The 22,881-nt window shown below is 60.2% G+C and carries 26 protein-coding genes; 16 read left to right on the top strand and 10 right to left on the bottom strand.

From position 1 onward, the window contains the following. Positions 1 to 100 precede the first annotated feature (100 nt). The 13 genes from leuS to lipA all read left to right on the top strand — a co-directional run bounded on the left by leuS (position 101) and on the right by lipA (position 13,595). Positions 101 to 2,683, top strand: a complete 2,583-nt coding sequence (gene leuS / locus B2J69_RS11425) for a leucine--tRNA ligase (protein ID WP_081139406.1) — start codon at positions 101 to 103, stop codon at positions 2,681 to 2,683. A gap of 14 nt (positions 2,684 to 2,697) precedes the next feature. After that, entirely contained in the window at positions 2,698 to 3,288 is a 591-nt protein-coding gene (gene lptE / locus B2J69_RS11420; protein WP_081139405.1) for an LPS assembly lipoprotein LptE, read from the top strand. Continuing rightward, positions 3,285 to 4,316 (top strand): DNA polymerase III subunit delta, encoded by a 1,032-nt coding sequence (gene holA, locus B2J69_RS11415; protein ID WP_081139404.1) that lies wholly within the window; start codon positions 3,285 to 3,287, stop codon positions 4,314 to 4,316. Before lptE ends, holA begins: the two co-directional genes overlap by 4 nt. Beyond that, positions 4,309 to 4,953, top strand: coding sequence for a nicotinate-nucleotide adenylyltransferase (gene nadD / locus B2J69_RS11410; RefSeq protein WP_081139403.1), 645 nt, complete (start codon positions 4,309 to 4,311; stop codon positions 4,951 to 4,953). Before holA ends, nadD begins: the two co-directional genes overlap by 8 nt. 119 nt (positions 4,954 to 5,072) lie before the next feature. Beyond that, entirely contained in the window at positions 5,073 to 5,390 is a 318-nt protein-coding gene (gene rsfS, locus B2J69_RS11405; protein ID WP_081139402.1) for a ribosome silencing factor, read from the top strand. Positions 5,391 to 5,393: 3 nt separating this feature from the next. Continuing rightward, positions 5,394 to 5,864, top strand: a complete 471-nt coding sequence (gene rlmH / locus B2J69_RS11400) for a 23S rRNA (pseudouridine(1915)-N(3))-methyltransferase RlmH (protein ID WP_081139401.1) — start codon at positions 5,394 to 5,396, stop codon at positions 5,862 to 5,864. Positions 5,865 to 5,898: 34 nt separating this feature from the next. Beyond that, positions 5,899 to 7,803, top strand: a complete 1,905-nt coding sequence (gene mrdA, locus B2J69_RS11395; RefSeq protein WP_081139400.1) for a peptidoglycan DD-transpeptidase MrdA — start codon at positions 5,899 to 5,901, stop codon at positions 7,801 to 7,803. Positions 7,804 to 7,811: 8 nt separating this feature from the next. Beyond that, complete coding sequence (mrdB, locus tag B2J69_RS11390) at positions 7,812 to 8,924, top strand: peptidoglycan glycosyltransferase MrdB (protein WP_048783134.1); 1,113 nt, start codon at positions 7,812 to 7,814, stop codon at positions 8,922 to 8,924. Positions 8,925 to 8,934: 10 nt separating this feature from the next. Further along, positions 8,935 to 10,026, top strand: coding sequence for an endolytic peptidoglycan transglycosylase RlpA (rlpA, locus tag B2J69_RS11385; protein WP_081139399.1), 1,092 nt, complete (start codon positions 8,935 to 8,937; stop codon positions 10,024 to 10,026). A 118-nt stretch (positions 10,027 to 10,144) separates the two neighbouring features. After that, positions 10,145 to 11,356, top strand: a complete 1,212-nt coding sequence (gene dacA / locus B2J69_RS11380) for a D-alanyl-D-alanine carboxypeptidase DacA (protein WP_081139398.1) — start codon at positions 10,145 to 10,147, stop codon at positions 11,354 to 11,356. A 100-nt stretch (positions 11,357 to 11,456) separates the two neighbouring features. Beyond that, positions 11,457 to 11,720, top strand: coding sequence for a DUF493 family protein YbeD (gene ybeD, locus B2J69_RS11375; protein ID WP_033751835.1), 264 nt, complete (start codon positions 11,457 to 11,459; stop codon positions 11,718 to 11,720). 80 nt (positions 11,721 to 11,800) lie between these two features. Continuing rightward, a complete protein-coding gene (gene lipB / locus B2J69_RS11370; RefSeq protein WP_081139397.1) occupies positions 11,801 to 12,460 on the top strand; it encodes a lipoyl(octanoyl) transferase LipB in 660 nt (219 codons plus the stop codon). Positions 12,461 to 12,629: 169 nt separating this feature from the next. Beyond that, positions 12,630 to 13,595 (top strand): lipoyl synthase, encoded by a 966-nt coding sequence (gene lipA / locus B2J69_RS11365; RefSeq protein ID WP_081139396.1) that lies wholly within the window; start codon positions 12,630 to 12,632, stop codon positions 13,593 to 13,595. A 102-nt stretch (positions 13,596 to 13,697) separates the two neighbouring features. Here lipA and tatE read toward each other — a convergent pair whose 3' ends face one another. The 6 genes from tatE to B2J69_RS11335 form a co-directional block, all read right to left on the bottom strand. Next, positions 13,698 to 13,901: a twin-arginine translocase subunit TatE gene (tatE, locus tag B2J69_RS11360; protein WP_081139395.1), complete on the bottom strand. Its 204-nt coding sequence runs from the start codon at positions 13,899 to 13,901 to the stop codon at positions 13,698 to 13,700. Positions 13,902 to 14,005: 104 nt separating this feature from the next. Beyond that, the gene (locus B2J69_RS11355) at positions 14,006 to 14,776 is read right to left on the bottom strand and encodes an amino acid ABC transporter ATP-binding protein (protein WP_081139394.1); all 771 of its coding nucleotides are present in this window, start codon (positions 14,774 to 14,776) and stop codon (positions 14,006 to 14,008) included. Continuing rightward, complete coding sequence (locus B2J69_RS11350) at positions 14,773 to 15,729, bottom strand: amino acid ABC transporter permease (RefSeq protein ID WP_081139393.1); 957 nt, start codon at positions 15,727 to 15,729, stop codon at positions 14,773 to 14,775. Before B2J69_RS11350 ends, B2J69_RS11355 begins: the two co-directional genes overlap by 4 nt. Further along, the gene (locus B2J69_RS11345; RefSeq protein WP_081139392.1) at positions 15,726 to 16,613 is read right to left on the bottom strand and encodes an ABC transporter substrate-binding protein; all 888 of its coding nucleotides are present in this window, start codon (positions 16,611 to 16,613) and stop codon (positions 15,726 to 15,728) included. Before B2J69_RS11345 ends, B2J69_RS11350 begins: the two co-directional genes overlap by 4 nt. A gap of 20 nt (positions 16,614 to 16,633) precedes the next feature. Further along, entirely contained in the window at positions 16,634 to 17,428 is a 795-nt protein-coding gene (locus B2J69_RS11340; protein WP_081139391.1) for a deaminated glutathione amidase, read from the bottom strand. Then, positions 17,428 to 18,396: a substrate-binding domain-containing protein gene (locus tag B2J69_RS11335; RefSeq protein ID WP_081139390.1), complete on the bottom strand. Its 969-nt coding sequence runs from the start codon at positions 18,394 to 18,396 to the stop codon at positions 17,428 to 17,430. The genes B2J69_RS11340 and B2J69_RS11335 overlap by 1 nt, the downstream gene beginning before the upstream one ends. A gap of 130 nt (positions 18,397 to 18,526) precedes the next feature. On the opposite strand from B2J69_RS11335, the gene B2J69_RS11330 reads away from it, so the two are divergent. After that, entirely contained in the window at positions 18,527 to 19,882 is a 1,356-nt protein-coding gene (locus tag B2J69_RS11330; RefSeq protein WP_081139389.1) for an aminotransferase class I/II-fold pyridoxal phosphate-dependent enzyme, read from the top strand. Here the strand turns inward: B2J69_RS11330 and B2J69_RS11325 are convergent. From B2J69_RS11325 to pagP, 3 genes are all read right to left on the bottom strand, one after another. After that, positions 19,866 to 20,291 carry a GNAT family N-acetyltransferase gene (locus tag B2J69_RS11325; RefSeq protein WP_081139388.1) on the bottom strand — a complete coding sequence of 142 codons (426 nt, stop codon included), beginning with the start codon at positions 20,289 to 20,291 and terminating at the stop codon, positions 19,866 to 19,868. The genes B2J69_RS11330 and B2J69_RS11325 overlap by 17 nt on opposite strands. Before the next feature lie 355 nt (positions 20,292 to 20,646). After that, entirely contained in the window at positions 20,647 to 20,856 is a 210-nt protein-coding gene (gene cspE, locus B2J69_RS11320) for a transcription antiterminator/RNA stability regulator CspE (protein WP_033751857.1), read from the bottom strand. A gap of 151 nt (positions 20,857 to 21,007) precedes the next feature. Beyond that, positions 21,008 to 21,580, bottom strand: coding sequence for a lipid IV(A) palmitoyltransferase PagP (gene pagP, locus B2J69_RS11315; protein WP_081139387.1), 573 nt, complete (start codon positions 21,578 to 21,580; stop codon positions 21,008 to 21,010). Positions 21,581 to 21,965: 385 nt separating this feature from the next. Here pagP and B2J69_RS24605 point away from each other — a divergent pair, with 385 nt between their 5' ends. After that, complete coding sequence (locus tag B2J69_RS24605) at positions 21,966 to 22,175, top strand: ECs_2282 family putative zinc-binding protein (RefSeq protein WP_081139386.1); 210 nt, start codon at positions 21,966 to 21,968, stop codon at positions 22,173 to 22,175. 17 nt (positions 22,176 to 22,192) lie between these two features. Here B2J69_RS24605 and B2J69_RS24600 read toward each other — a convergent pair whose 3' ends face one another. Then, a complete protein-coding gene (locus B2J69_RS24600; protein WP_019105993.1) occupies positions 22,193 to 22,276 on the bottom strand; it encodes a small membrane protein YohP in 84 nt (27 codons plus the stop codon). Between the two features lie 258 nt (positions 22,277 to 22,534). On the opposite strand from B2J69_RS24600, the gene B2J69_RS11305 reads away from it, so the two are divergent. After that, positions 22,535 to 22,780 (top strand): hypothetical protein, encoded by a 246-nt coding sequence (locus tag B2J69_RS11305; protein WP_081139385.1) that lies wholly within the window; start codon positions 22,535 to 22,537, stop codon positions 22,778 to 22,780. The last annotated feature ends 101 nt before the right edge of the window (positions 22,781 to 22,881 follow it).

Here is a 22,881-nt window from a genome sequence, read left to right as displayed (position 1 = left end):
GCATCAGGGCGGTGAAGTGTTGTTGACCGGCAGCCATATGGGTATGCTATGCGGATCTTAAAGTAAGCTAAGCGTTATTCATTAAGGACCACAGGCTGCCATGCAAGAGCAATACCGCCCGGAAGAGATAGAATCCCGCGTCCAGCAACACTGGGACGAGAACCAAACGTTCAAAGTGACCGAAGATGAGAGCAAAGAGAAATATTACTGCCTCTCCATGCTGCCCTATCCTTCCGGCCGCCTACATATGGGCCACGTGCGTAACTACACCATCGGCGACGTCATCGCCCGTTACCAGCGTATGCTCGGCAAAAACGTGCTGCAGCCGATCGGCTGGGATGCGTTCGGCCTGCCGGCGGAAGGCGCCGCGGTAAAAAACAACACCGCGCCCGCTCCCTGGACCTACGACAATATCGAATACATGAAGAACCAGCTGAAACTGCTGGGCTTCGGCTATGACTGGAGCCGCGAGCTGGCGACCTGCAAGCCGGAATATTACCGCTGGGAGCAGTGGTTCTTCACCAAACTGTATGAGAAAGGCCTGGTTTATAAAAAAACCTCGGCGGTGAACTGGTGCCCGAACGATCAGACGGTGCTGGCCAACGAGCAGGTAATCGACGGCTGCTGCTGGCGCTGCGACACCAAAGTTGAGCGTAAAGAGATCCCGCAGTGGTTCGTGAAAATTACCGACTATGCCGATGAGCTGCTCAACGATCTCGACACGCTGGAAGAGTGGCCTGAGCAGGTCAAAACCATGCAGCGTAACTGGATCGGCCGCTCTGAAGGGGTTGAGATCACCTTTGACGTCGCCGACAGCGAAGAGAAGGTCACCGTTTACACCACGCGCCCGGACACCTTCCTCGGCGCCACCTACGTCGCGGTCGCCGCCGGCCATCCGCTGGCGCTGCAGGCTTCGATGGGCAACCCGGTGCTGGCTGACTTTATCGCCGAATGCCGCAACACCAAAGTGGCCGAAGCCGATATGGCGACGATGGAGAAAAAAGGCATGGCCACCGGCCTGTTCGCCATCCATCCGCTGACCGGCGATAAGGTGCCGGTGTGGGTCGCCAACTTCGTGCTGATGGAGTACGGCACCGGTGCGGTGATGGCGGTGCCGGCGCACGACCAGCGCGACTGGGAGTTCGCCACCAAATACGATCTGCCAATCGCGCCGGTGGTGCTGAATCAGGACGGCAGCGAGCCGGACGTCAGCGCCGCCGCCATGACCGAAAAAGGCACCCTGTTCAACTCTGGCGAATTCAACGGCCTGAGCCATGAAGCGGGCTTCAACGCCATCGCCGACGCGCTGGCCGCTAAAGGCGTCGGCGTGCGCAAGGTCAACTACCGCCTGCGCGACTGGGGCGTTTCCCGTCAGCGCTACTGGGGCGCGCCGATCCCGATGGTGACGCTGGAAGACGGCACCGTAATGCCGACGCCGGAAGACCAGCTGCCAGTGATCCTGCCGGAAGATGTGGTGATGGACGGCATTACCAGCCCGATCAAAGCGGACCCGGAGTGGGCGAAAACCACCGTCAACGGCCAGCCGGCGCTGCGTGAAACCGACACCTTCGACACCTTTATGGAGTCCTCCTGGTACTACGCGCGCTACACCTGCACCCACTATGATGAAGGCATGCTGGATCCAGCGGCGGCCAACTACTGGCTGCCGGTGGATCAGTATGTCGGCGGTATCGAGCACGCCATCATGCACCTGCTCTACTTCCGCTTCTATCACAAGCTGCTGCGCGACGCGGGTCTGGTGACCTCGAACGAGCCGGCGAAGCGCCTGCTGTGTCAGGGCATGGTGCTGGCGGACGCCTTCTACTACGTCGGCGCCAACGGCGAACGCAACTGGGTTTCGCCGGTTGACGTCACCGTCGAGCGCGACGAGAAAGGCCGCATCATCAAGGCGACCGATAAGCAGGGCCGCGAGGTGATCTACGCCGGCATGAGCAAAATGTCGAAGTCGAAAAACAACGGCATCGACCCGCAGCTGATGGTCGAGCGCTACGGCGCCGACACGGTGCGCCTGTTTATGATGTTCGCCTCGCCGGCGGAAATGACGCTGGAGTGGCAGGAGTCAGGCGTTGAAGGCGCCAACCGCTTCCTGAAGCGCGTGTGGAAACTCGCTTACGAGCACACGGCGAAAGGCGCGACCACGCCGCTGGATCTCAGCAGCCTTAATGACGATCAGAAAGCGCTGCGCCGCGATCTGCACAAAACCATCGCCAAAGTCTCCGATGACATCGGCCGTCGTCAGACCTTCAATACCGCCATCGCGGCGATTATGGAGCTGATGAACAAACTGGCGCGCGCGCCGCAGGAAAGCGAGCAGGATCGCGCGCTGATGCAGGAAGCGCTGCTGGCCGTGGTGCGTATGCTCTATCCGTTCACCCCGCACGCCAGCTATGTGCTGTGGCAGGAGCTGGGCGGCGAAGGCAGCGTAGACAACGCTGACTGGCCGGTGGCGGACGACGCGGCGATGGTGGAAGAGTCGCTGCTGGTGGTGGTACAGGTAAACGGCAAAGTCCGTGGTAAAATTACCGTGGCTGCCGACGCGACGCAGGAGCAGGTTCAGGCTCGCGCGGCGCAGGAACACCTGGTGGCGAAGTACCTTGACGGCGTCACCATCCGCAAAGTGATTTATGTACCCGGCAAACTGCTTAACCTGGTCGTAGGTTAAGTTCAGGAGGAACTGTGCGACATCTGATTATCAGGCTGTTTGTCCTGCTGGCGGTGACGATCACCGCTGGCTGTGGTTTCCATCCGCGCGGCACCACTCAGGTGCCGACCGAGCTGAAAACCCTGATCGTAAACAGCGGCGACCCTTATGGTCCGCTGGCGCGCACGGTGCGTCAGCAGCTGCGTCTCAACAACGTCACCATCGTTGAAGATACGAAGCAAAATCGCACCGATATCCCTACGCTGCGCCTCGGCGGCGAAGTGCAGGGTCGCGATACCGCCTCGGTGTTTATCAGCGGTACTACGGCGGAGTATTCGCTGATGATGAGCGTGTCGGCACAGGTGCTACTGCCTGGCAAAGGCCTCTACCCGATCAGCACCACGGTCTATCGCTCGTTCTTCGACAACCCGAACGCGGCGCTGGCGAAAGATGCCGAGCAGGATATGATCGTGCAGGAGATGCGCCAGCGCGCCGCGGAGCAGCTGGTGCGTAAGCTGCTGACCGTGCATGCGGCGCAGATGAACCACAAAGAGACGCTGCCCGCGTCGGCCAGCGAACCTGCGGTGCCCGCGGCGGCTTCCTCTTCCGCTACGCCTCTGCAATGATCAGGATCTATCCTGAGCAACTTGGCGCGCAGCTCCGTGAGGGGCTGCGCGCCTGTTATTTGTTAGCCGGCAACGAGCCGCTGCTGCTGCAGGAGAGCGCCGACGCGGTGCGCGCCGCCGCCGCCGCGCAGGGGTTTGAAGAGCACTTCAGCTTTACCCTCGACGCGCAGACCGACTGGGAAAGCCTGTTTGCCAGCTGCCAGTCGCTCAGCCTGTTCGCCCAGCGCCAGACCATGACGCTGCAGTTCCCGGAAAACGGCCCCAACGCCGCCATGGCCGAACAGCTGAACAAGCTGGCGAGCCTGCTGCACCCCGATATTTTGCTGCTTTGCCGCATGGCGAAGCTGACCAAAGCGCAGGAGAACAGCGCCTGGTTCAAGGCGCTGGCCGCGCACGGCGTGCTGGTGCCCTGCCAGACGCCGGAACAGGCGCAGCTGCCGCGCTGGGTCGCGGCGCGCGCGAAAAGCATGAAGCTCTCCGTGGACGACGCGGCGATCCAGCTGCTCTGCTACTGCTATGAAGGCAATCTGCTGGCGCTGGCGCAGGCGCTGGAGCGTCTCTCGCTGCTCTGGCCCGACGGCACGCTCACGCTGCCGCGCGTGGAAGAGGCGGTCAGCGACGCGGCGCACTTCACCCCTTTCCACTGGGTCGACGCGCTGTTAGCCGGCAAAAGCAAGCGCGCGCTGCATATCCTGCATCAGCTGGAAAAAGAGGAGAGCGAGCCGGTGATCCTGCTGCGCACCCTGCAGCGCGATCTGCTGACGCTGCTGCACCTGCAGCGCCACCAGGCGCAGCAGCCGCTGCGCGCCTTAATGGATCAGCAGCGCATCTGGCAGAACCGCCGCGCGCTGTTTACCGAGGCGCTGCAGCGCGTCGACGCCGCTCGCCTGCAGCGCGCCATTCACCTGCTGGCGCAGATTGAATTAACCCTGAAACAGGATTACGGGCAGCGTATCTGGCCACAGCTGGAAACCCTGTCGCTGCTGCTGTGTCATCGCCACTTTCCTGCGAGTTTTGCCAGTGTCTGACCTTCACGCCCTGTTTGGCGGCACCTTCGATCCGGTGCACTTCGGCCATTTACGCCCGGTGGAGGCGCTGGCGCAGCAGACCGGCCTGGCCCGCGTGCTGCTGCTGCCGAACAACGTGCCGCCGCATCGCCCGCAGCCGGAAGCCAGCCCGACGCAGCGCGTCGAGATGCTGCGCTGCGCCATTCAGGATCGGCCGCTGTTCGCCATCGATACGCGCGAACTGCAGCGCGACACGCCGTCATGGACGGTGGCAACGCTGGAAGCGCTGCGCGCCGAGCGTGGCCCGCAGCAGCCGCTGGCGTTTATCATTGGCCAGGATTCGCTGCTGAACCTGTCAGGCTGGCATCGCTGGCAGGATCTGCTGTCTTTCGCCCATCTGCTGGTGTGCAAGCGTCCGGGCTATCCCGCTGAGATGGGGTCGCCAGAGATGCAGCGCTGGCTGGAAACCCATCTGGCGCGCGACGTGGCGCAGCTGCATCAGCAGCCCGCCGGCGCCATCTGGCTGGCCGATACGCCGCTGGTGGATATCTCCGCCACGGAAATTCGCCGCCGCCGCCGCGCGGGGCTCTCCTGCGACAGCCTGCTGCCGGCGGCGGTGATCGACTATATCGATCGCGCGGGCCTCTACCTGAAATAACCGCGATCCGGGCATATATCGCGCAGGCAAAGACATGCTATACTGCGCGGCTTAATTTTTTGGCTGCCCTATCGGGGCCAGCAGCCGGCCCGCCACTATCCGTATTGAAGGGGAACCTTTTGCAAGGCAAAGCACTCCAAGAGTTCGTTATTGATAAGATTGATGATCTTAAAGGTCAGGATATCGTTGCGCTCGACGTTCAGGGCAAATCCAGCATCACCGACTGCATGATCATCTGTACCGGCACCTCCACGCGTCACGTCTCGTCGATCGCCGACCACGTGGTGCAGGAGTCGCGCGCCGCAGGCCTGAAGCCGCTCGGCGTGGACGGTAAAAGCGCCGCTGACTGGGTGGTGGTCGATCTGGGCGACGTCATCGTCCATGTGATGCAGGAAGAGAGCCGCCAGCTTTACGAGCTGGAAAAACTCTGGAGCTGATGCGTGAAACTGCAGCTTGTTGCCGTAGGCACCAAAATGCCCGACTGGGTGCAGACCGGCTTCACTGAATATCTGCGTCGTTTTCCCAAAGATATGCCGCTGGAGCTGGTCGAAGTCCCGGCGGGAAAACGCGGGAAAAACGCCGATATCAAGCGCATCCTCGAAAAAGAGGGCGAGGCGATGCTGGCCGCAACCGGCAAAGGCAATCGCATCGTCACGCTGGATATTCCCGGCCAGCCGTGGGAAACGCCCCAGCTTGCGCAGCAGCTGGAGCGCTGGAAGCAGGATGGCCGCGACGTCAGCCTGTTGATTGGCGGTCCGGAAGGGCTATCGCCCGCCTGCAAAGCCGCCGCCGAGCAGAGCTGGTCGCTGTCGGCGTTGACGCTGCCTCATCCGCTGGTGCGCGTGCTGGTCGCCGAAAGCCTCTATCGCGCCTGGAGCATCACCGCCAATCATCCTTATCATCGTGAATAAACGGTAAGGCCAACCCCGACATTTTAAGTAGCGGATGAAATTACAAAGCAACGCCTTTCGCGATTACAGCGCCGAGCAGAAACTCTTTGTCCGTCGGGCATTAATTGCTTTCTTCGGAATTCTGGTGCTTTCCAGCGTACTGGTGGTCAATCTTTACCACCTGCAAATCCTGCGCTTTGAAGATTACAGTACCCGCTCCAACGAAAACCGCATCAAGCTGGTGCCGGTGGCGCCGAGCCGCGGCATTATCTACGACCGCAACGGCACCGCGCTGGCGCTTAACCGTACCATCTATCAGGCGGAGCTGGTGCCGGAGAAGGTCGACAACCTCAAGCAAACGCTCGAGGATCTGCGCCCGGTGCTCGATATTACCGACGAGGATCTCGACGCCTTCGACAAAGAGCGTAAACGCTCGCGTCGCTTTACCTCGATTCCGGTCAAAATCGGCCTTAACGACGTGCAGGTGGCGCGCTTCGCCGTCAATCAGTACCGTTTTCCCGGCGTTGAGGTCAAAGGCTATCAGCGCCGCTACTACCCCTACGGCCCTACCCTGACGCACGTCGTCGGCTACGTCTCTAAAATCAACGACCGCGACGTGGCGCGCCTCGACAAAGAGGGCAAATGGCCCAACTACGCCGCGACGCACGATATCGGCAAGCTGGGCATCGAGAGCTACTACGAAGATGTGCTGCACGGCATCACCGGCTATGAAGAGGTCGAGGTCAACAACCGCGGCCGCGTGATCCGCCAGCTGCACGAGCAGTCGCCGCAGGCCGGACGCGATATCTGGCTGACTATCGATCTCAAGCTGCAGCAATATATCGAAACCCTGCTGACCGGCAGCCGCGCCGCGGTGGTGGTGAGCGATCCGCGCACCGGGGAAATCCTGGCGATGGTCTCCACACCCAGTTACGATCCGAATCTTTTTGTCGACGGCATTTCAGGTAAAGATTACCGGGCGCTGCTGAGCGACGAAAACCGTCCGCTCTACAACCGCGCCATTCAGGCCTCCTATCCGCCCGCGTCGACGGTGAAGCCCTATGTCGCGGTCTCTGCACTGAGCGCAGGCGTGATAAACCGTAACACCAGCCTGTTCGATCCCGGCTGGTGGCAGCTGCCTGGCTCGGAAAAGCGCTACCGCGACTGGAAAAAATGGGGCCACGGCCGTCTTAACGTCACCAAATCGCTGGAGGAGTCGGCGGACACCTTCTTCTATCAGGTGGCCTATGACATGGGCATCGATCGCCTGTCGGAGTGGATGAACAAATTTGGCTACGGCCATCGCACCGGCATCGATCTGCCGCAGGAGAGCGCCGGCAACATGCCGACGCGCGACTGGAAAATGAAGCGCTTTAAAAAGCCGTGGTATCAGGGCGACACCATCCCGGTCGGTATCGGCCAGGGCTACTGGACCGCAACGCCGCTGCAAATGAACAAGGCGATGATGATCCTGATTAACGACGGCGTGGTGAAAGTGCCGCACCTGCTGCGCGCCACGCGCGAAGGCCGCACCATGGTGCCGTGGCGCCAGCCGCCGGGCGAGCCGATCGGTGACGTGCACTCCGGCTACTGGGAGATCGCCAAAGACGGCATGTACGGCGTGGCGAACCGCGCTAACGGCACCGCCCATAAAAGCTTTGCCGACGCGCCCTATAAAATCGCCGCCAAGTCGGGCACCGCGCAGGTCTTCGGCCTGAAAGAGAATGAGACCTACAACGCGCACAAAATTGCCGAGCGGCTGCGCGACCATAAACTGATGACCGCCTTCGCGCCCTACGACAAACCGCGCGTCGCCGTCACCATGATTCTGGAAAACGGCGGCGCGGGCCCGGCGGTCGGCACGGTAATGAGACAGATCCTCGACCACATTATGCTGGGCGATAACAATACGGCTCTGCCGGATGCGGCCCCTGTGCCGCCTGGCTATGAAGGTGAATAACGATGTCGATGAACGATAGCCCGCAGAAACGATCGATCTGGACGCGTATCCATATCGATCCGCTGTTTATGCTGGTGATCCTGGCGCTGCTCGCCTACAGCGCCATCGTGATCTGGAGCGCCAGCGGACAAGATCCCGGCATGATGGAGCGTAAAATCGGCCAGATCGCCATGGGGCTGGTGATGATGCTGGTGCTGGCGCAGGTGCCGCCGCGCGTCTACGAGGGCTGGGCGCCCTATCTCTATATTATCTGCGTCATCTTGCTGATCGCGGTGGACGCCTTTGGCCATATCAGTAAAGGGGCGCAGCGCTGGCTCGACCTCGGCGTGGTGCGCTTTCAGCCCTCGGAGATCGCCAAAATCGCCGTGCCGCTGATGGTGGCGCGCTTTATCAACCGCGACGTCTGTCCGCCGACCTTAAAGAATACCGGCATCGCGCTGATCCTGATCTTTATGCCGACGCTGCTGGTGGCGGCGCAGCCCGACCTCGGCACCGCGATCCTGATCGCCGCGTCGGGGCTGTTTGTGCTGTTTCTCTCCGGCATGAGCTGGAAGCTGATCGGCGTGGCGGTGCTGCTGGTGGCGGCGTTTATTCCGGTGCTCTGGTTCTTCCTGATGCACGACTACCAGCGCGATCGCGTGATGATGCTGCTCGACCCGGAAAGCGATCCGCTCGGCGCGGGCTACCATATTATTCAGTCCAAAATCGCCATCGGCTCCGGCGGACTGCGCGGTAAAGGCTGGCTGCACGGCACCCAGTCGCAGCTGGAGTTTTTGCCGGAGCGCCACACCGACTTTATCTTCGCCGTGCTGGCCGAAGAGCTGGGTCTGGTGGGCGTGCTGATCCTGCTGGTGCTCTATCTGCTGCTGATCCTGCGCGGTCTGGTGATCGCCGCGCGCGCCCAGACCACCTTTGGCCGCGTGATGGCGGGCGGATTAATGCTGATTTTGTTTGTCTATGTTTTCGTTAATATTGGCATGGTAAGTGGTATCTTACCGGTGGTTGGCGTTCCCTTGCCGCTGGTGAGTTATGGCGGCTCGGCGCTGATCGTGCTTATGGCGGGATTTGGCATCGTGATGTCGATCCACACCCACAGAAAAATGTTATCTAAAAGCGTCTAAGAGGCTGCACATGCGTAAGGAATGGCCTGCCGTTGCTCTGGCACTACTGGTTTTGACCGCCTGTACCACCACACCGGAAACGCAAAACACCGCGCCGCCGCAGCCGGCCTATAACGGCCCGGTGGTGGAAATTCCGGGCGTCGAGCCGAAATATGAGCCGATTAATCCCGCCACCAGCCAGGATTACAGCGCCAACGGCAAATCTTATCGCATCGTTAAAGATCCCTCGAACTTCAGCGAAGTGGGATTAGCCACCTGGTATGGCGACGAAGCGCAGGGCAAGCGCACCGCCACGGGCGAGAGCTACGATCCCGACGCGCTGAGCGCGGCGCATCCGACGCTGCCGCTGCCGAGCTATGTGCGCGTCACTAACCTGGCGAACGGTCGTCAGATTGTGGTGCGCGTCAACGATCGCGGCCCCTATATGCCGGGACGCATTATCGACCTGTCGCGTGCGGCGGGCGATCGCCTCAACATCTCTAACAACACCCGCGTGCGCGTCGACTACATTCAGGTGGCGCCGGACGGCTCGCTCTCGGGTCCCGGCACCATCGGCACCACGGTGGCGAAGCAGAGCTACGCCCTGCCCGCACGGCCCGATCTCGGCGGCAACGGCGTGATGAACGGCGCCAGCGAACCGACTGCCGCGCCGGTGCCGGCGCAGGATATTCGCGCCGTGGACAACAGCACGCTGCAGAGCAACGGCAATCTGGGCGCGCCGGTCAGCAGCAGCGGCTTCCTCGGCGCGCCGCAGCCGCTGGCGAACGGCGTGCTGGAGGGCAGCGAGCCTGAGCCGCAGCCGGCTGCCGCGCCCGTGATTGCCGCCCCTGCGGCCGCCGCGCCTGCCGCCAGCCGCCCGGTTGCCGCCTCTGCCGGCGCCTGGGTGGTGCAGGTTGGCGCCATCAACGACGCGGCGCGTGCGCAGCAGCTGGCGAAAAGCCTCGGGCAGAAATATGGCGTGCCAGGCTCGGTCGAGAACGCCGGCAACAACGTCTATCGCATTCAGCTCGGCGGCTTTAGCAGCCGCGCCGACGCCGCTGCGCTGCAGCAGCGCCTGAGTGCAAACGGCCAGGCGGCGTTTATCACCAGCGCGCGCCGGTAACGCGACGGGACCTCTCTGTTAACAAGCGAAGGCAGAAGCAAGATGCCTGTAAAACAGGCATTTGCTATGATGAGTCACTTTTTTTAACCCTAACTTCACGGATGTTGTAGTCCATAACATGAACCAGCTGAAATCTTCTCGTTTCCTGAAACGCCTGACAGTGGGATCACTGATCGCTTTCTCGCTCAGCCATGTAGCGCTTGCTGATGACGTCAACCTCAAAACCATGATCCCTGGCGTGCCGGATATCGATGCGGAAGCCTATGTTCTGATCGATTACAACTCAGGCAAAGTGCTGGCCGAAAAGAACGCGGATGCGCGCCGCGATCCCGCCAGCCTGACCAAAATGATGACCAGCTACGTGATTGGCCAGGCGGTCAAAGCGGGCAAAATCCATCAGGAAGACGTTGTCACCGTCGGTAAAGACGCCTGGGCGACCGGCAACCCGGTGTTCAAAGGCTCTTCGCTGATGTTCCTCAAGCCAGGCGACCGCGTGCCGGTGTCGCAGCTGACGCGCGGCATCGTGCTGCAGTCGGGCAACGACGCCTGCGTGGCGATGGCGGACTACGTCGCCGGCAGCCAGGACGCCTTTGTCGGCCTGATGAACAATTACGTCAAGGCGCTGGGCCTGCAGAATACCCACTTCCAGACGGTACACGGCCTGGATGCGGACGGCCAGTACAGCTCGGCGCGCGACATGGCGCTGATCGGTCAGGCGCTGATCCGCGACGTGCCGGACGAATATTCGGTCTATAAAGAGAAAGAGTTCACCTTTAACAACATCCGCCAGACCAACCGCAACGGTCTGCTGTGGGATACCAGCCTTAACGTCGACGGCATCAAAACCGGCCATACCGAAGCGGCGGGCTATAACATCGTCTCCTCCGCCACCGAAGGCCAGATGCGTCTGATCTCGGCGGTGCTGGGCGGCCGCACCTTCAAAGGCCGCGAAGTCGAGAGCAAAAAGCTGCTCACCTGGGGCTTCCGCTTCTTTGAAACCGTGGCGCCGCTGAAGGCGGGCAAAGAGTTTGCCTCTGAGCCGGTCTGGTTCGGCAACAGCGATCGCGTGCAGCTCGGCGTAGAGAAAGACGCCTATCTCACCATTCCGCGCGGCCGCATGAAAGATCTGAAAGCGAGCTACGTGCTGAACAACAGTGAACTGCACGCCCCGCTGCAGAAAAATCAGGTGGTGGGCAGCATCAACTTCCAGCTCGACGGTAAAACCGTGGAGCAGCGCCCGCTGGTGGTGCTGAATGAAGTACAGGAAGGCGGATTCTTCAGCCGTATCATCGATTACATCAAACTGATGTTCCATCACTGGTTCGGCTAACCGACCTGGCGGTTGAAAAATCGCCACGTCGTCACCATAACTACGCTATGATAATGCTCCCGCTTCGGCGGGAGCCTGTTTTTTATGCACCGGAGTCAATATGAAAACCAAACTGAATGAACTGCTCGAATTCCCTACCCCTTTTACCTATAAAGTGATGGGTCTGGCGCAGCCGGAGCTGGTTGATCAAGTGGTTGAAGTGGTGCAACGCCATGCGCCAGGCGACTATTCGCCCGACGTGAAGCCAAGCAGCAAAGGCAACTACCACTCGGTGTCGATCACCATTAACGCCACGCACATCGAGCAGGTGGAAACCCTGTACGAAGAGCTGGGCAATATCGATATCGTGCGCATGGTGCTGTAAGTGCCGGCGTCGGCAAAGGGTCTTGGTCTTGCCCTTTGCCGACGTTATACTCAGCCTTTCCCCTTAACCGGACCGCCGTTTTGTCAGCAGATACGCTTCTTATCCGTCAGCTTGGCCAGCGCGACTGGCAACCCGTCTCCGATGCCATGCATCAGTTCACCGATCGCCGTCACAGCGACAGCCGCGACGAAGTCTGGCTGGTGGAGCATCACGCCGTTTTTACCCAGGGTCAGGCCGGCAAGGCCGAGCATCTGCTGATGCCGGGCGATATTCCGGTGGTGCAGAGCGATCGCGGCGGCCAGGTAACCTATCACGGGCCGGGTCAGCAGGTGATGTACGTGCTGATTGACGTTAAGCGCCGCAAGATCGGCGTGCGCCAGCTGGTGACGGCGCTGGAAGAGACGGTGATCGCTACGCTGGCGCACTTTGGCGTCGAGGCGCGCGCGCGTCCCGACGCGCCTGGCGTCTATGTCGGCGAGGAGAAGATCTGCTCGCTTGGCCTGCGCATCCGCAAAGGCTGCTCATTCCACGGCCTGGCGCTCAACGTCGCGATGGATTTAACCCCCTTTTTGCGCATCAATCCTTGCGGCTACGCCGGCATGCGCATGACGCAGCTGAGCGCGTTTCAGCCCGGCGTCAGCCTGGCCGACGTGCAGCCGCTGCTGGTCGCCGCCTTTGCGCGCCTGCTGGGCTTCGCCGAAGTAGAGTGGCTGGCGGCGGAAAACGCGCCGCTGCCTTAACCGCGCATGCGAATTTACAAAATTGTAACTTTCCCCGCCGCCGGATGGCTGCTTCTGCCTGGCGGAACTGATATAATTTTTGAAATTTTATCAAAAAAAGTTGAAAGCTTTACCGCTGGCCTGAAGGCGAAAGCTCTCATCACGCAATCCGACCGGAACCTGCAGACTTATGAGTAAACCAATTCAGATGGAACGCGGCGTCAAATATCGTGACGCAGATAAAATGGCGCTGATCCCGGTAAAAACCGTGGTGACCGAACGCCAGGAACTGTTACGCAAGCCCGAATGGATGAAAATCAAGCTGCCTGCGGATTCCAGCCGAATCCAGGGCATCAAGGCGGCGATGCGTAAAAACGGCCTGCACTCGGTGTGCGAAGAGGCCTCCTGCCCTAACCTGGCGGAATGCTTTAACCACGGCACCGCGACCTTTATGATCCTCGGCGCCATCTGCACCCGCCGCTGTCCGTTCTGCGACGTAGCGCACGGCCGTCCTAACGCGCCGGATGCCGGCGAGCCGCTGAAGCTGGCGCAAACCATCGCCGATATGGCGCTGCGCTATGTGGTGATCACCTCGGTGGACCGCGACGACCTGCGAGACGGCGGCGCGCAGCACTTCGCCGACTGCATCACGGCTATCCGCGAAAAGAGCCCGTCGATTAAAATCGAAACCCTGGTGCCCGACTTCCGCGGCCGTATGGATCGCGCGCTGGAGATCCTCACCGCCACGCCGCCGGACGTCTTCAACCACAACCTTGAGAACGTGCCGCGCGTTTATCGTCAGGTGCGCCCGGGCGCCAACTACGACTGGTCGCTGAAGCTGCTGGAGCGCTTTAAAGAGGCGCATCCCGATATCCCGACCAAATCGGGTCTGATGGTCGGCCTCGGCGAAACCAACGCGGAAATTGTCGAGGTGATGCGCGATCTGCGCCGTCACGGCGTCACCATGCTGACGCTGGGCCAGTATCTGCAGCCGAGCCGTCACCACCTGCCGGTTCAGCGCTATGTCAGCCCGGCCGAGTTTGATGAGATGAAAGAAGAGGCGATGGCGATGGGCTTTACCCACGCCGCCTGCGGCCCCTTTGTTCGCTCCTCCTATCACGCCGATATGCAGGCGAAAGGGCTGGAAGTGAAGTAAGCCGCTGCGCATCATTTGGGCAATAAAAAACCAGACGCGAGGTCTGGTTTTTTTATGTCCGTGAGAAATAAATCGTTACATTTACTCTCGATCGCTCACGCATTACTCTTTATGAGTCACGCGCTCTGCCGGAACATCTTCAGCTGTTGTTTTGGCTGCGGTGGGTTCTTCATCTTTCATGGCTTTTTTGAAGCCTTTGATTGCGGAGCCCAGATCGCCACCCAGTGAACGTAACTTGTTGGTGCCAAAAAGCAGTACGATAAGCGCACCGATGATCAGCAGTTTGGCAATACTGATACCTTCCATACTTTACCTTTCAACCTAAGCGAAAAATGAACAGCGCTATTTACGCGCAGATCGGCGCTAACCTCAACTTGATTCTGTAACAGAGTAAGATCGTTTACGCCTCGTTAAATAAAACGGCTAAGAAAGGCCTGGGTGCGCGGATGTTGCGGATCCGCAATCACCTGCTCGGGCGGCCCCTGCTCTACCACCACACCGCCGTCCATAAACACCACCCGGTCAGCCGCCTCTCTGGCGAAGCCAATCTCATGGGTCACCACGATCATGGTCAGCCCCTGATCCGCCAGCGTGCGCATGGTGGCCAGCACTTCGCCTACCAGTTCAGGGTCAAGCGCCGAGGTGGGCTCGTCGAACAGCATCAGCGTCGGCTTAATCGCCAGCGCGCGGGCGATGGCCACGCGCTGCTGCTGGCCGCCGGAGAGATGACGCGGCCAGGCGTCCGCTTTGTCGCTTAAGCCCACCGTCGCCAGCAGCGCGCGCGCATAGGCGATCGCTTCGTGACGCGGGAATTTATGCACGCCAATCGGCGCCTCGACAATGTTCTGCAGCACCGTCATATGGGGGTAGAGATTGAACTGCTGGAACACCATGCCGATCTTCTGGCGTTGATGCGCGATTTTGCGCGGCGAGAGCCGATGCAGGATGCCCTTTTTCAGCTCATAGCCAATCTGCTGATCGCCCACCATTATCGAGCCGCCGTTCATATCCTCGAGATGGTTGATGCAGCGCAGAAAGGTCGATTTACCCGAGCCGGACGGGCCGAGGATCACCACTACTTCGCCGGGAAAAACGTCGAGATCGATCCCTTTTAACACTTCATTGTGGCCGTAACTTTTATGCACGTTACGGGCGCTCACCAGCGGCGTGACAGCACTCATAGATCCTCCTTCTGCATCAGGCGTGCGCCAGAGAGCGGCGCGGCAGGCCGGGATTTCGCCACGTCGACCGTGCGGCGCGTGCCGCGCGCATAGTAGCGCTCAATCGCCGACTGGCCGACGTTGAGGATCGAGGTGATCAACAGATACCAGATCACCGCCACCATCAGCATCGGAATGATTTCGAACGTGCGGTTATAGACCGCCTGCACCGAATAGAGCAGATCGCCCATCGCGATGACGCTAACCAGCGAGGTCGCCTTGATCATGCTGATCAGCTGGTTGCCGCTGGGCGGAATAATGGCACGCATCGCCTGAGGAATGATGATGCGTCGCAGCGCGCGGCTGCGGCTCATGCCGAACGCCTGCGTGGTTTCGACCTGGCCGTTATCCACCGAGAGCAGACCGGCGCGAATAATCTCCGCCATATAGGCCGCTTCGTTCAGCGCCAGCCCGGCGATCGCCGCCGTCAGCGGCGTGATCAGATCGTTGGTGTTCCAGCTGGCCCAGGTGAGCGAGGTCCAGGGCAGCGTCAGCGACAGCGTGGGAAACAGCGTCGACAGGTTGTACCAGAAGATCAGCTGCACCAGCAGCGGCGTGCCGCGGAAAAACCAGATATAGAGGCTGGCGATGCCGCTCAGCAGCCGATTTTCCGACAGGCGCCACACCGCCATCAGCAGCCCCAGCAGGGTGCCGAGGATCATCGACACCAGGGTTAAGCCGAGCGTGATCTCCAGCCCCTTCAACACCGAGGCCTCGGTAAACCACTGCAGCACCACCTTCCATTCGAAGTTGGGATTGGTGGCGACCAGCCAGAGAAAATTCGAGGCGACGATCAGCACCACAACCCAGGAGACCCAGCGTCCCCAGGCGGGCGCGCTGCGGGCGTAGGCCACGTCGCGCTGCTGCACGTCGGCCTTATCCCTGGCTCGTGTATCGTGGTTAGCTGAACTCATTTAGCTGCCCCCTTCGCCATATTCAAACCCGGCGCGTCGATCATATTGCCGTCCAGCTTCCACTTTTTCATGATGGCGGCATAGGTGCCGTTTTGATAGAGCGCCTGATAGGCGTCCAGCACGACCTGGCCCAGCGGCGACCCTTTCGGCACCACCGTGCCCTGGAAAATATCGCCGAAGCCGTTTTTCTGCCCCTTGCCCGCCAGCTCAAGCTGGCCGCTCGCCTGCTCGATAAAGTATGTCAGCGGCGCCTGCGAGGAGAAGAAGGCGTCCGAGCGCTTTGAGCGCACCGCCAGAATCGAGGAAGGCTGATCGGTAAAGGATTGCACCACCACCGCGGGCTTGCCCGCCGCCACGCAGGCGTCCGACTGCTTGCGGATCACCTGCTCCGCCGAGCCCGCCGCCATGACCGCGATACGTTTGCCGCAGGTATCCTCCAGCCCGTTGATTTTTTGCGGGTTGCCTTTCTGCACGCCAAACACCACAAACTCCTGCACAAAGTCGACGAAGTCCACCTTCTGCTGGCGGTCCGGGTAGTCGCCTATCGGGCCGATAGCCAGCTGGTAGCGGCCGGAGTTGATGCCGGATAGCACGCCCGACAGGCCGCTGACCGTGGCATGCTCGATGTTGACGCCCAGCAGCTGGCCCAGCGCCGTGGTGAGATCGGCAGAGGCGCCATCCATCGCGTGCGGGCCGTTGACAATCTCATAGGGCGGAAAGGATCCGTTGTTCACGGAGATCATCTTGCCCGACTTTTTGATGGCGTCGGGCAGGCGATCGTGGAGCGCCGGGTCGACTTTTTGCGTCGGAATCGCGTCGGCGGCATGGGCCAGCGAGGCGCTCAGGCCAAGCGCCAGCAGGATGGCGGTTGCACTCTTTTTCACGGTTTGTCTCCCAGGCGTGCCTATTCTGTTTTTAGTTCCGGACGGGCGAAGCGGCGATTTTCCAGCACCGGCAGCACGCTGCGCGCGTACGCGATGCGCTGCGGGTCAAGGTCGGCAAAGACCAGCGCGGCAGATTCCGGCGCTTTGGCGATGGCGACGCCAAGCGGATCGATCACCAGGCTATTGCCGATATTGCGCGGACCGCACTCCCCTACCGCCACCATATAGCAGGTGTTCTCCAGCGCGCGCGCCGTGGTCAGCAGCTCCCAGTGCATCTCTTTCAGCGGTCCTTTTACCCAGGCGGCGGGCAGCACCAGCACCTCGGCGCCGTCCAGCACCAGACGCCGCGCCAGCTCCGGGAAGCGCACGTCATAGCAGGTCATCAGGCCGACCTGCATTCCGGCGACCTCCACCAGCGGCGGGATCGCATTGCCAGGATTGACGCGCTGCGACTCCTGCATCGCGAAGGCGTCGTAGAGGTGCAGCTTCTCATAGGCGGCGATAATCTCGCCGTTGCGCAGCGCCACCAGCACGTTCAGCGCTTTGTCGCCCTCGGCTGGCACATGCACGCTCATCATGGTGGTGAGCGCGCTGCCCTGGCTCTGCGCCAGCAGCTGCGTCAGAAAGGGGCCGTCCAGCGGCTGGGCCGCCTTCAGCACCAGATCCGGGTCGGCGATATCGCGCGCCAGTACGCCTTCCGGCAGCACCAGCAGATCGGCGCCGCCCGCCTCGGCGCGCGCCATCAGGTCGAGGCAGATAGCCGCGTTTTCCTGCCATTCGCGGCTGACCGCGAATTGTCCCATCGCTACTTTCATTACAGTTCCCCTTTGCTCGCCGCCGGGAAGATCGCTTCCGGCGTCAGGTGCGTTTTTGTCAGACCCTGCTGGTAAAGCTCACCGGCAAAATCGGCAATCATCTTCTTGTTAACCTCAAAGCCGTTTTGATTCCAGCTGGCGGGCAATTCCTGCGCAGTGCGTCGCAAATCGTCCAGCAGCCAGGGCGTGGTGTCGGCGTACTTCTCCCGCTTCTGCATCCAGAGCTGCCAGGAGCGGTCGATGAGCGCGCTGAGCGCCTGCGGCAGCCAGGGGTGCGCCTCCGCCAGCGCCGGTTTCAGCGCCAGAATATGGATGCCCGGCACATAGCCGACGCGGTTGAAGTAGTCGCGCTCCGCCTGCCAGAAATCGGCCTGAAGCTGACGCAGCCCTGAGCCCGGCAGGAAGAAACCCTCCGGCATAAAGGGGGTGAAAACCGCATCCAGCTCCCCCGCTTTCAGCAGCTCCAGCAACGGACGCTCGCCCGGTGCGGCCTCAATACGCCCCGGCCGGCCGAAGCCCGCGAGGCGATCGACGATGGGATGCGCCTCCGTCAGGCGGCCGGCAAACCAGTAAGCATCGTCAATCTCCACGCCCGCCTCGCGCAGCACGGTGCGCGTCCAGGTGTTGCCGGAGTCCTGCCAGCCGGTGACGCCGATGCGTTTGCCCTTGAGCTGCGCAGGGGTGGTCAGCGGACTGTCGGCGGTGGTGATAATGCAGCGCTGGCGAAAGCCGCGCATCAGAAAGTGCGGCAGCCCCAGCAGGCTGGTGTCGCCTCGGGCGCGGCCCTGCGCATAGCGGCTAAAGGAGACTTCGCCGCCGTCATAATCGGGGCTGGTCGCCAGGTTATCCACCAGCGTGCCGACACGGTCGATAGCCAGTTCAAAGCCGTCTGGTTTCAGGTCGCCCAGCGCCAGCGGCGTAAAGTAGTCCCAGTCACGCACCGCCAGTCTGACGAGTAGTTTGCTCATGATTGCCCCATATTCAGGAGGCGCCTGCTGCGCCGATGATTTATTCAGCAAATAGTGCTTGAATTTGATACTAATTCGGGAATACTTATCTGAACAATCATTAATTTGTTACTGAACAAAGTATTTTCTTATGACGCAAACGGTCGATCTTATCTGGTTAAGCGAGCACATCGCCGAGCGTTCGGTAAAGGGGATAGCGCTGGCCGCCTCTACGCTGATCCGCGAGGGAAAAATTGCGGTGGGCATGCAGATGCCGGCGGTGCGCGATCTGGCGGAACAGCTGGGCGTCAGTCCGGCAACCGTCTCAGCCGCCTGGGCGCAGCTGAAAAAGCAGAAGGTGCTGGCGGGCAAAGGGCGCGGTGGCGTCTGGGTGTCCGGCAATACGGTCATGCCGCGCCCTATCCGCTTTGAGAAAATCGGCAACTACGGCGATAACATTCGCGCCGACCTGGCGATGGCCGCGCCCGATCCCACGCTGCTGCCCGATCTGCAGCCCGCCCTGCAGGCCGCGCTGCGCTCTCCTCACCTCAACAGCTATCTGCGCGAGGCGATTTCGCCGCTGCTGCTGGCGGCGATTCAGCCGCGCTGGCCCTATGCCGCCGAAGCCTTTCTGGCGACGGACGGCGGCTTTGACGCCATGAATCTGGTGGTGCAGACGCTGGTTTCCCCCGGCGACCGGGTAGTAATTGAAGATCCCACCGCGACGCGGCTGCTGGATATGCTGGATAACGTGGGCGCGGAGATCCTGCCGCTGGCGTGTGACGAGGAGGGACCGCTGCCGGAGATGCTCGCCGCGCTGCTGCAAAAGTCGCCGGTGATGGTGATCTACCAGCCGCGCACCCACTCCGCGACCGGCAACAGCATTAGCGCGGCGCGTCAGGCCGCGCTGGCGGAAACGCTGGCACAGAGCACCACGCTGATTGTCGAGGATGACGGCATCGGCGATCTCTCTGCGGCGCCCGCCTGGAGTCTCGGCAGCCTTTTTCCCGAGCGCACGCTCCACGTCCGCTCGTTTTCCAAAGCCTATGGCCCCGATCTGCGTCTGGCGGTGCTTTCTGCCACCGCCGAGATGGTGAGGCGCATCCAGGCGTGGCGCAATTTTGGCGTCAGCTGGACCAGCCGGATTTTGCAGGATAGCGTCGCCTGGCTATTGCAGGATGTCGCCACGCAGGAGAAGGTTGCGGCCGCGCGCGCTATCTATCGTCAGCGGCGCGAAAAGATGCTGACGGCGCTGGCGGCGCACGGCCTGACCCTGCCGCTGCGCGACGGGCTGAGCATCTGCATTCCGGTTGCGTCGGAGCAGTACGCCATGATCACCCTGGCGGCGCGCGGCATCGCCGTCCTGCCGGGCGAGCGCTGCCGGCTGGGGCCGACGCAGTTTATTCGCGTCAGCATCGCCTGCCTGCAGGAGACGCAGCTGGAGATGCTGGCCAGCGCGCTGGCTATCGCCTCCGGGCGCGAGGCCAGGCTCAGCTCAGATCTTTGATATGATAGCGCGGCGACTCGACGTAGCCTTCGCGCTGGTAGAACTGGTTCGCCTTCAGCCGCGAGGCGTGGCAGTGCACTTCCATCCGGTCGCATCCGCGCTGCGCCGCCATCGCTTCGGCATGTTGCAATAGCTGCTGGCCGACCCCTTTGCTGCGTTCCCCTTCAGCGATGCAAAAATAGCTGATGCGGGCAAAGTCACCCGCCAGCGCCAGCTGCGGGATAAAATGCATCGACAAAAATCCCAGCACCTGGGTGCCGTGCTCCGCTACCAGCAGCATCTCATCGGGATCGCTGCTGAGCTGCGCCAGACGTTTGCCAATAAAGCTTTCGGTGCCGCCGTAGCCTAATTCCGCCAGCAACGCGCTGAGCGCAAAGCTGTCTTTCGCCTGTGCCTGCCTTATGTTCATCCCGCCTCCTGAAGAAGATTATGCTGCCGCTCTGTTATATAGCGTCGCCGGGAAAAAAGCTGCAAGTAAGGGTTGTTATAATAATGTTACGAGGCTTTTATGTGACTGACGCCGCAGATCGAAGCAGGTCATCAATTCGTCATCAGAAATTAAGGCGGCGTTAATCTTCGTCTGTAAAGCTGGGATGACCGCATCAGGTCGAGGAGAGTGAAATGAACGTTGTGATCCCACGCAGCATAGAGGAAGCCGTGGCGCTGATGCTGGCGTTAGGCAGCGTGGTCGGCGGGTGTTACACCTTTTTCCAGCCATAAAAAAACCCGCCATGCGGCGGGTTTTTGAAATTCTGACTGTTAACTTACAGGCTGATAACGTTAGCAGCAGATGGGCCTTTAGCGCCTTCGGTGATTTCAAACTCAACGCGCTGGCCTTCAGCCAGGGTTTTGAAACCGTTGCTCTGGATAGCAGAGAAGTGTACGAACACGTCTTTGCTGCCATCTTCTGGAGTAATGAAACCGAATCCTTTAGATTCATTAAACCACTTAACGTTACCTTTGATCTTGGACATCTATATTACCTTTACATGAAAAATGGACACTAAACTGTGTCGGCGTCTAGTACAGCAATTGCGGTGACATTTGTCCAGCGCCAATTGAATAAAAAGTGATAAATCTCCCCCTTTTTTACGCTTCCTTACCCCTGACCTTCACGGCGCGACGCTAAAACTGAAAGCGCATCCAGGCGAAATAGACGTTGCCGTTGTTGTAAGTGCCTGGAATATAAGTCATCTGGAAGTTTACCGGGCCGTATCCCACCGACGCCAGCGGCAGCAGCGCGGGCACGGGAACGTAATCCCAGTTATGGCGCGCCGTCACGCCTGCCGTGTAGCCGGCACCAAGGTGAAAACGCTGGTCGCTGAGTGGACGCCAGGTCGCCTCCCAGCCGTAGCCGCCAAAGGGTTCCCACTTATTAAACGAATCCTTAAACGCCATCAAATAGAGGCCATGCCAGTTGCCTTTGTCGTCATAGCGCGAGATACCGCCGCCAGCGCCCCAGGGGCGTTCGTTGTAGCGATTAATATGATCGTCGTCGTAGGTCCAGCGGTTATGCCAGGTGATAGCGGGCAGATAAAAATCTTTATGCTGCGGCTGCTGCCAGGTTTGCTGCACGTTATCGCTGAAGGTCTGCCAGCCGTTTTGCAGGTGGTCGCTTAGCGTCGCAGCCTGCGCGGAGCAGGTGAGAACAAGCGCGGAGCACGCTCCGGCAAGGGCGCTCAGAGTTTTCCGGTTCACAACAGTTTTCCTGTACTGATCGACGGCGGTCAGACCGGCTCGCTCCTTAAAGGTCGCGCCTGTCGGGTTAAGAAAAATCCTATATATTGAGCGTTATTATGCCCACCCCAACTAAAACGGTGCTAAAACGAGCGGGTAAAATGCTGGATTTTCTTAAGCAGGCAGTCATAACCTCCAGCTGTAAAGGATTCAGCCAGGTCAATGCTGTCGCTGGCCCAGATGCAAGTCTGCTTCCATCTGCAAACCATCACCCTGCGCAATTAACAAGAAATAAATGAGTAAAGCCAAACGGTAACGCGCATTAATTGTTTAGTATTTTTGATAAATTTTATGGAGGGATTTGTTAGAATGCCTGCTGTTCGTTTCGGGCAAGGAGAGCATACACATGGTGATGAAAATTCGCTGTACCGCCTGCGGCAGCGCAAAGTTTACGTTTACCCATGAACCTTCATCAGACGCAGACTTTCACGGCGCGCGCTGCGCCAGCTGTCATAAAAAGCTCACAGCGCGGGATCTGTTGCCGAATACGCCGCTTGATCCCATAACCCGCTGTCTGGTTTCGCGTGTGAAGAAGGAGACGAATAAGGGCACCTGAGCGGTGCCCCTGTTAATTCAGAAGATGAGCTTAAATACCCCAGTCAGCGTCAGTAACCCTACGATGAAAATGATGGCGATAATCCACAAAATTATTTTCATATCCTTGTTCCTCTGCCAGTAAAAAAACGTTTCAGGATAAGAGTATAGCTTATCGCTGCGTTTTTGCCGGTGCCCGTTCCCCTCCGCTGTGATCTGCGGCTGCGCCGAAAGGCCGACGCAATTTCTGCGACGCCGGTCGCAGCTGTTGTTTTTTTAACCGCCTTGCGCTTCGTTTCTCCTCTCGTTGCTCGCTAAACTTTTAGCGGCAAAGGCAGGCCTCTGCGCGTACCAACGTAAGACGAGTAATAAGGAGAGATTATGAGCACAATAAATACCAGTATGGGACGCTACAGCCTTAAGGCGAAAAATGCTGGCGATCACATCAAAGGCTCTTTCGCTATCAACGATGAAGGCGGTTCACAGCTCACCATGCAAGAGTTCGACGAGCACTACCTTGATGATGTCGTCAACAATGTGATCTACCCCGTCACCGGCGGTAATCGCGAAATTACCCGCGCGCTGCGCGAGCAAATGGTCAAAGCCGGCTTTGAACAGCCGCATTAACCCCTGCATTGGGCCACGCATTGTGGCCCTTCTCGCTTTTTGACATCCGCGCTTGCCGTGGCGGTTTTTTAGCCGCAGGATGCCGTGTGCCCTCAAAAAGG

The organism is Pantoea latae, from assembly GCF_002077695.1.
Taxonomy (GTDB): domain Bacteria; phylum Pseudomonadota; class Gammaproteobacteria; order Enterobacterales; family Enterobacteriaceae; genus Pantoea; species Pantoea latae.
The sequence above is the reverse complement of the archived record's forward strand: the minus strand, read 5'-3'. Positions and strand labels throughout refer to the sequence as shown.

What these genes read in the sequence shown, in the direction of transcription:
- leuS (WP_081139406.1), top strand. Translation starts at nt 101, where the DNA reads ATGCAAGAGCAATACCGCCCGGAAGAGATAGAATCCCGCGTCCAGCAA.
- holA (WP_081139404.1), top strand. Translation starts at nt 3,285, where the DNA reads ATGATCAGGATCTATCCTGAGCAACTTGGCGCGCAGCTCCGTGAGGGG.
- mrdA (WP_081139400.1), top strand. Translation starts at nt 5,899, where the DNA reads ATGAAATTACAAAGCAACGCCTTTCGCGATTACAGCGCCGAGCAGAAA.
- mrdB (WP_048783134.1), top strand. Translation starts at nt 7,812, where the DNA reads ATGAACGATAGCCCGCAGAAACGATCGATCTGGACGCGTATCCATATC.
- rlpA (WP_081139399.1), top strand. Translation starts at nt 8,935, where the DNA reads ATGCGTAAGGAATGGCCTGCCGTTGCTCTGGCACTACTGGTTTTGACC.
- dacA (WP_081139398.1), top strand. Translation starts at nt 10,145, where the DNA reads ATGAACCAGCTGAAATCTTCTCGTTTCCTGAAACGCCTGACAGTGGGA.
- ybeD (WP_033751835.1), top strand. Translation starts at nt 11,457, where the DNA reads ATGAAAACCAAACTGAATGAACTGCTCGAATTCCCTACCCCTTTTACC.
- lipA (WP_081139396.1), top strand. Translation starts at nt 12,630, where the DNA reads ATGAGTAAACCAATTCAGATGGAACGCGGCGTCAAATATCGTGACGCA.
- tatE (WP_081139395.1), bottom strand. Translation starts at nt 13,901, where the DNA reads ATGGAAGGTATCAGTATTGCCAAACTGCTGATCATCGGTGCGCTTATC.
- B2J69_RS11355 (WP_081139394.1), bottom strand. Translation starts at nt 14,776, where the DNA reads ATGAGTGCTGTCACGCCGCTGGTGAGCGCCCGTAACGTGCATAAAAGT.
- B2J69_RS11350 (WP_081139393.1), bottom strand. Translation starts at nt 15,729, where the DNA reads ATGAGTTCAGCTAACCACGATACACGAGCCAGGGATAAGGCCGACGTG.
- B2J69_RS11340 (WP_081139391.1), bottom strand. Translation starts at nt 17,428, where the DNA reads ATGAAAGTAGCGATGGGACAATTCGCGGTCAGCCGCGAATGGCAGGAA.
- B2J69_RS11335 (WP_081139390.1), bottom strand. Translation starts at nt 18,396, where the DNA reads ATGAGCAAACTACTCGTCAGACTGGCGGTGCGTGACTGGGACTACTTT.
- B2J69_RS11330 (WP_081139389.1), top strand. Translation starts at nt 18,527, where the DNA reads ATGACGCAAACGGTCGATCTTATCTGGTTAAGCGAGCACATCGCCGAG.
- B2J69_RS11325 (WP_081139388.1), bottom strand. Translation starts at nt 20,291, where the DNA reads ATGAACATAAGGCAGGCACAGGCGAAAGACAGCTTTGCGCTCAGCGCG.
- cspE (WP_033751857.1), bottom strand. Translation starts at nt 20,856, where the DNA reads ATGTCCAAGATCAAAGGTAACGTTAAGTGGTTTAATGAATCTAAAGGA.
- B2J69_RS24605 (WP_081139386.1), top strand. Translation starts at nt 21,966, where the DNA reads ATGGTGATGAAAATTCGCTGTACCGCCTGCGGCAGCGCAAAGTTTACG.
- B2J69_RS24600 (WP_019105993.1), bottom strand. Translation starts at nt 22,276, where the DNA reads ATGAAAATAATTTTGTGGATTATCGCCATCATTTTCATCGTAGGGTTA.
- B2J69_RS11305 (WP_081139385.1), top strand. Translation starts at nt 22,535, where the DNA reads ATGAGCACAATAAATACCAGTATGGGACGCTACAGCCTTAAGGCGAAA.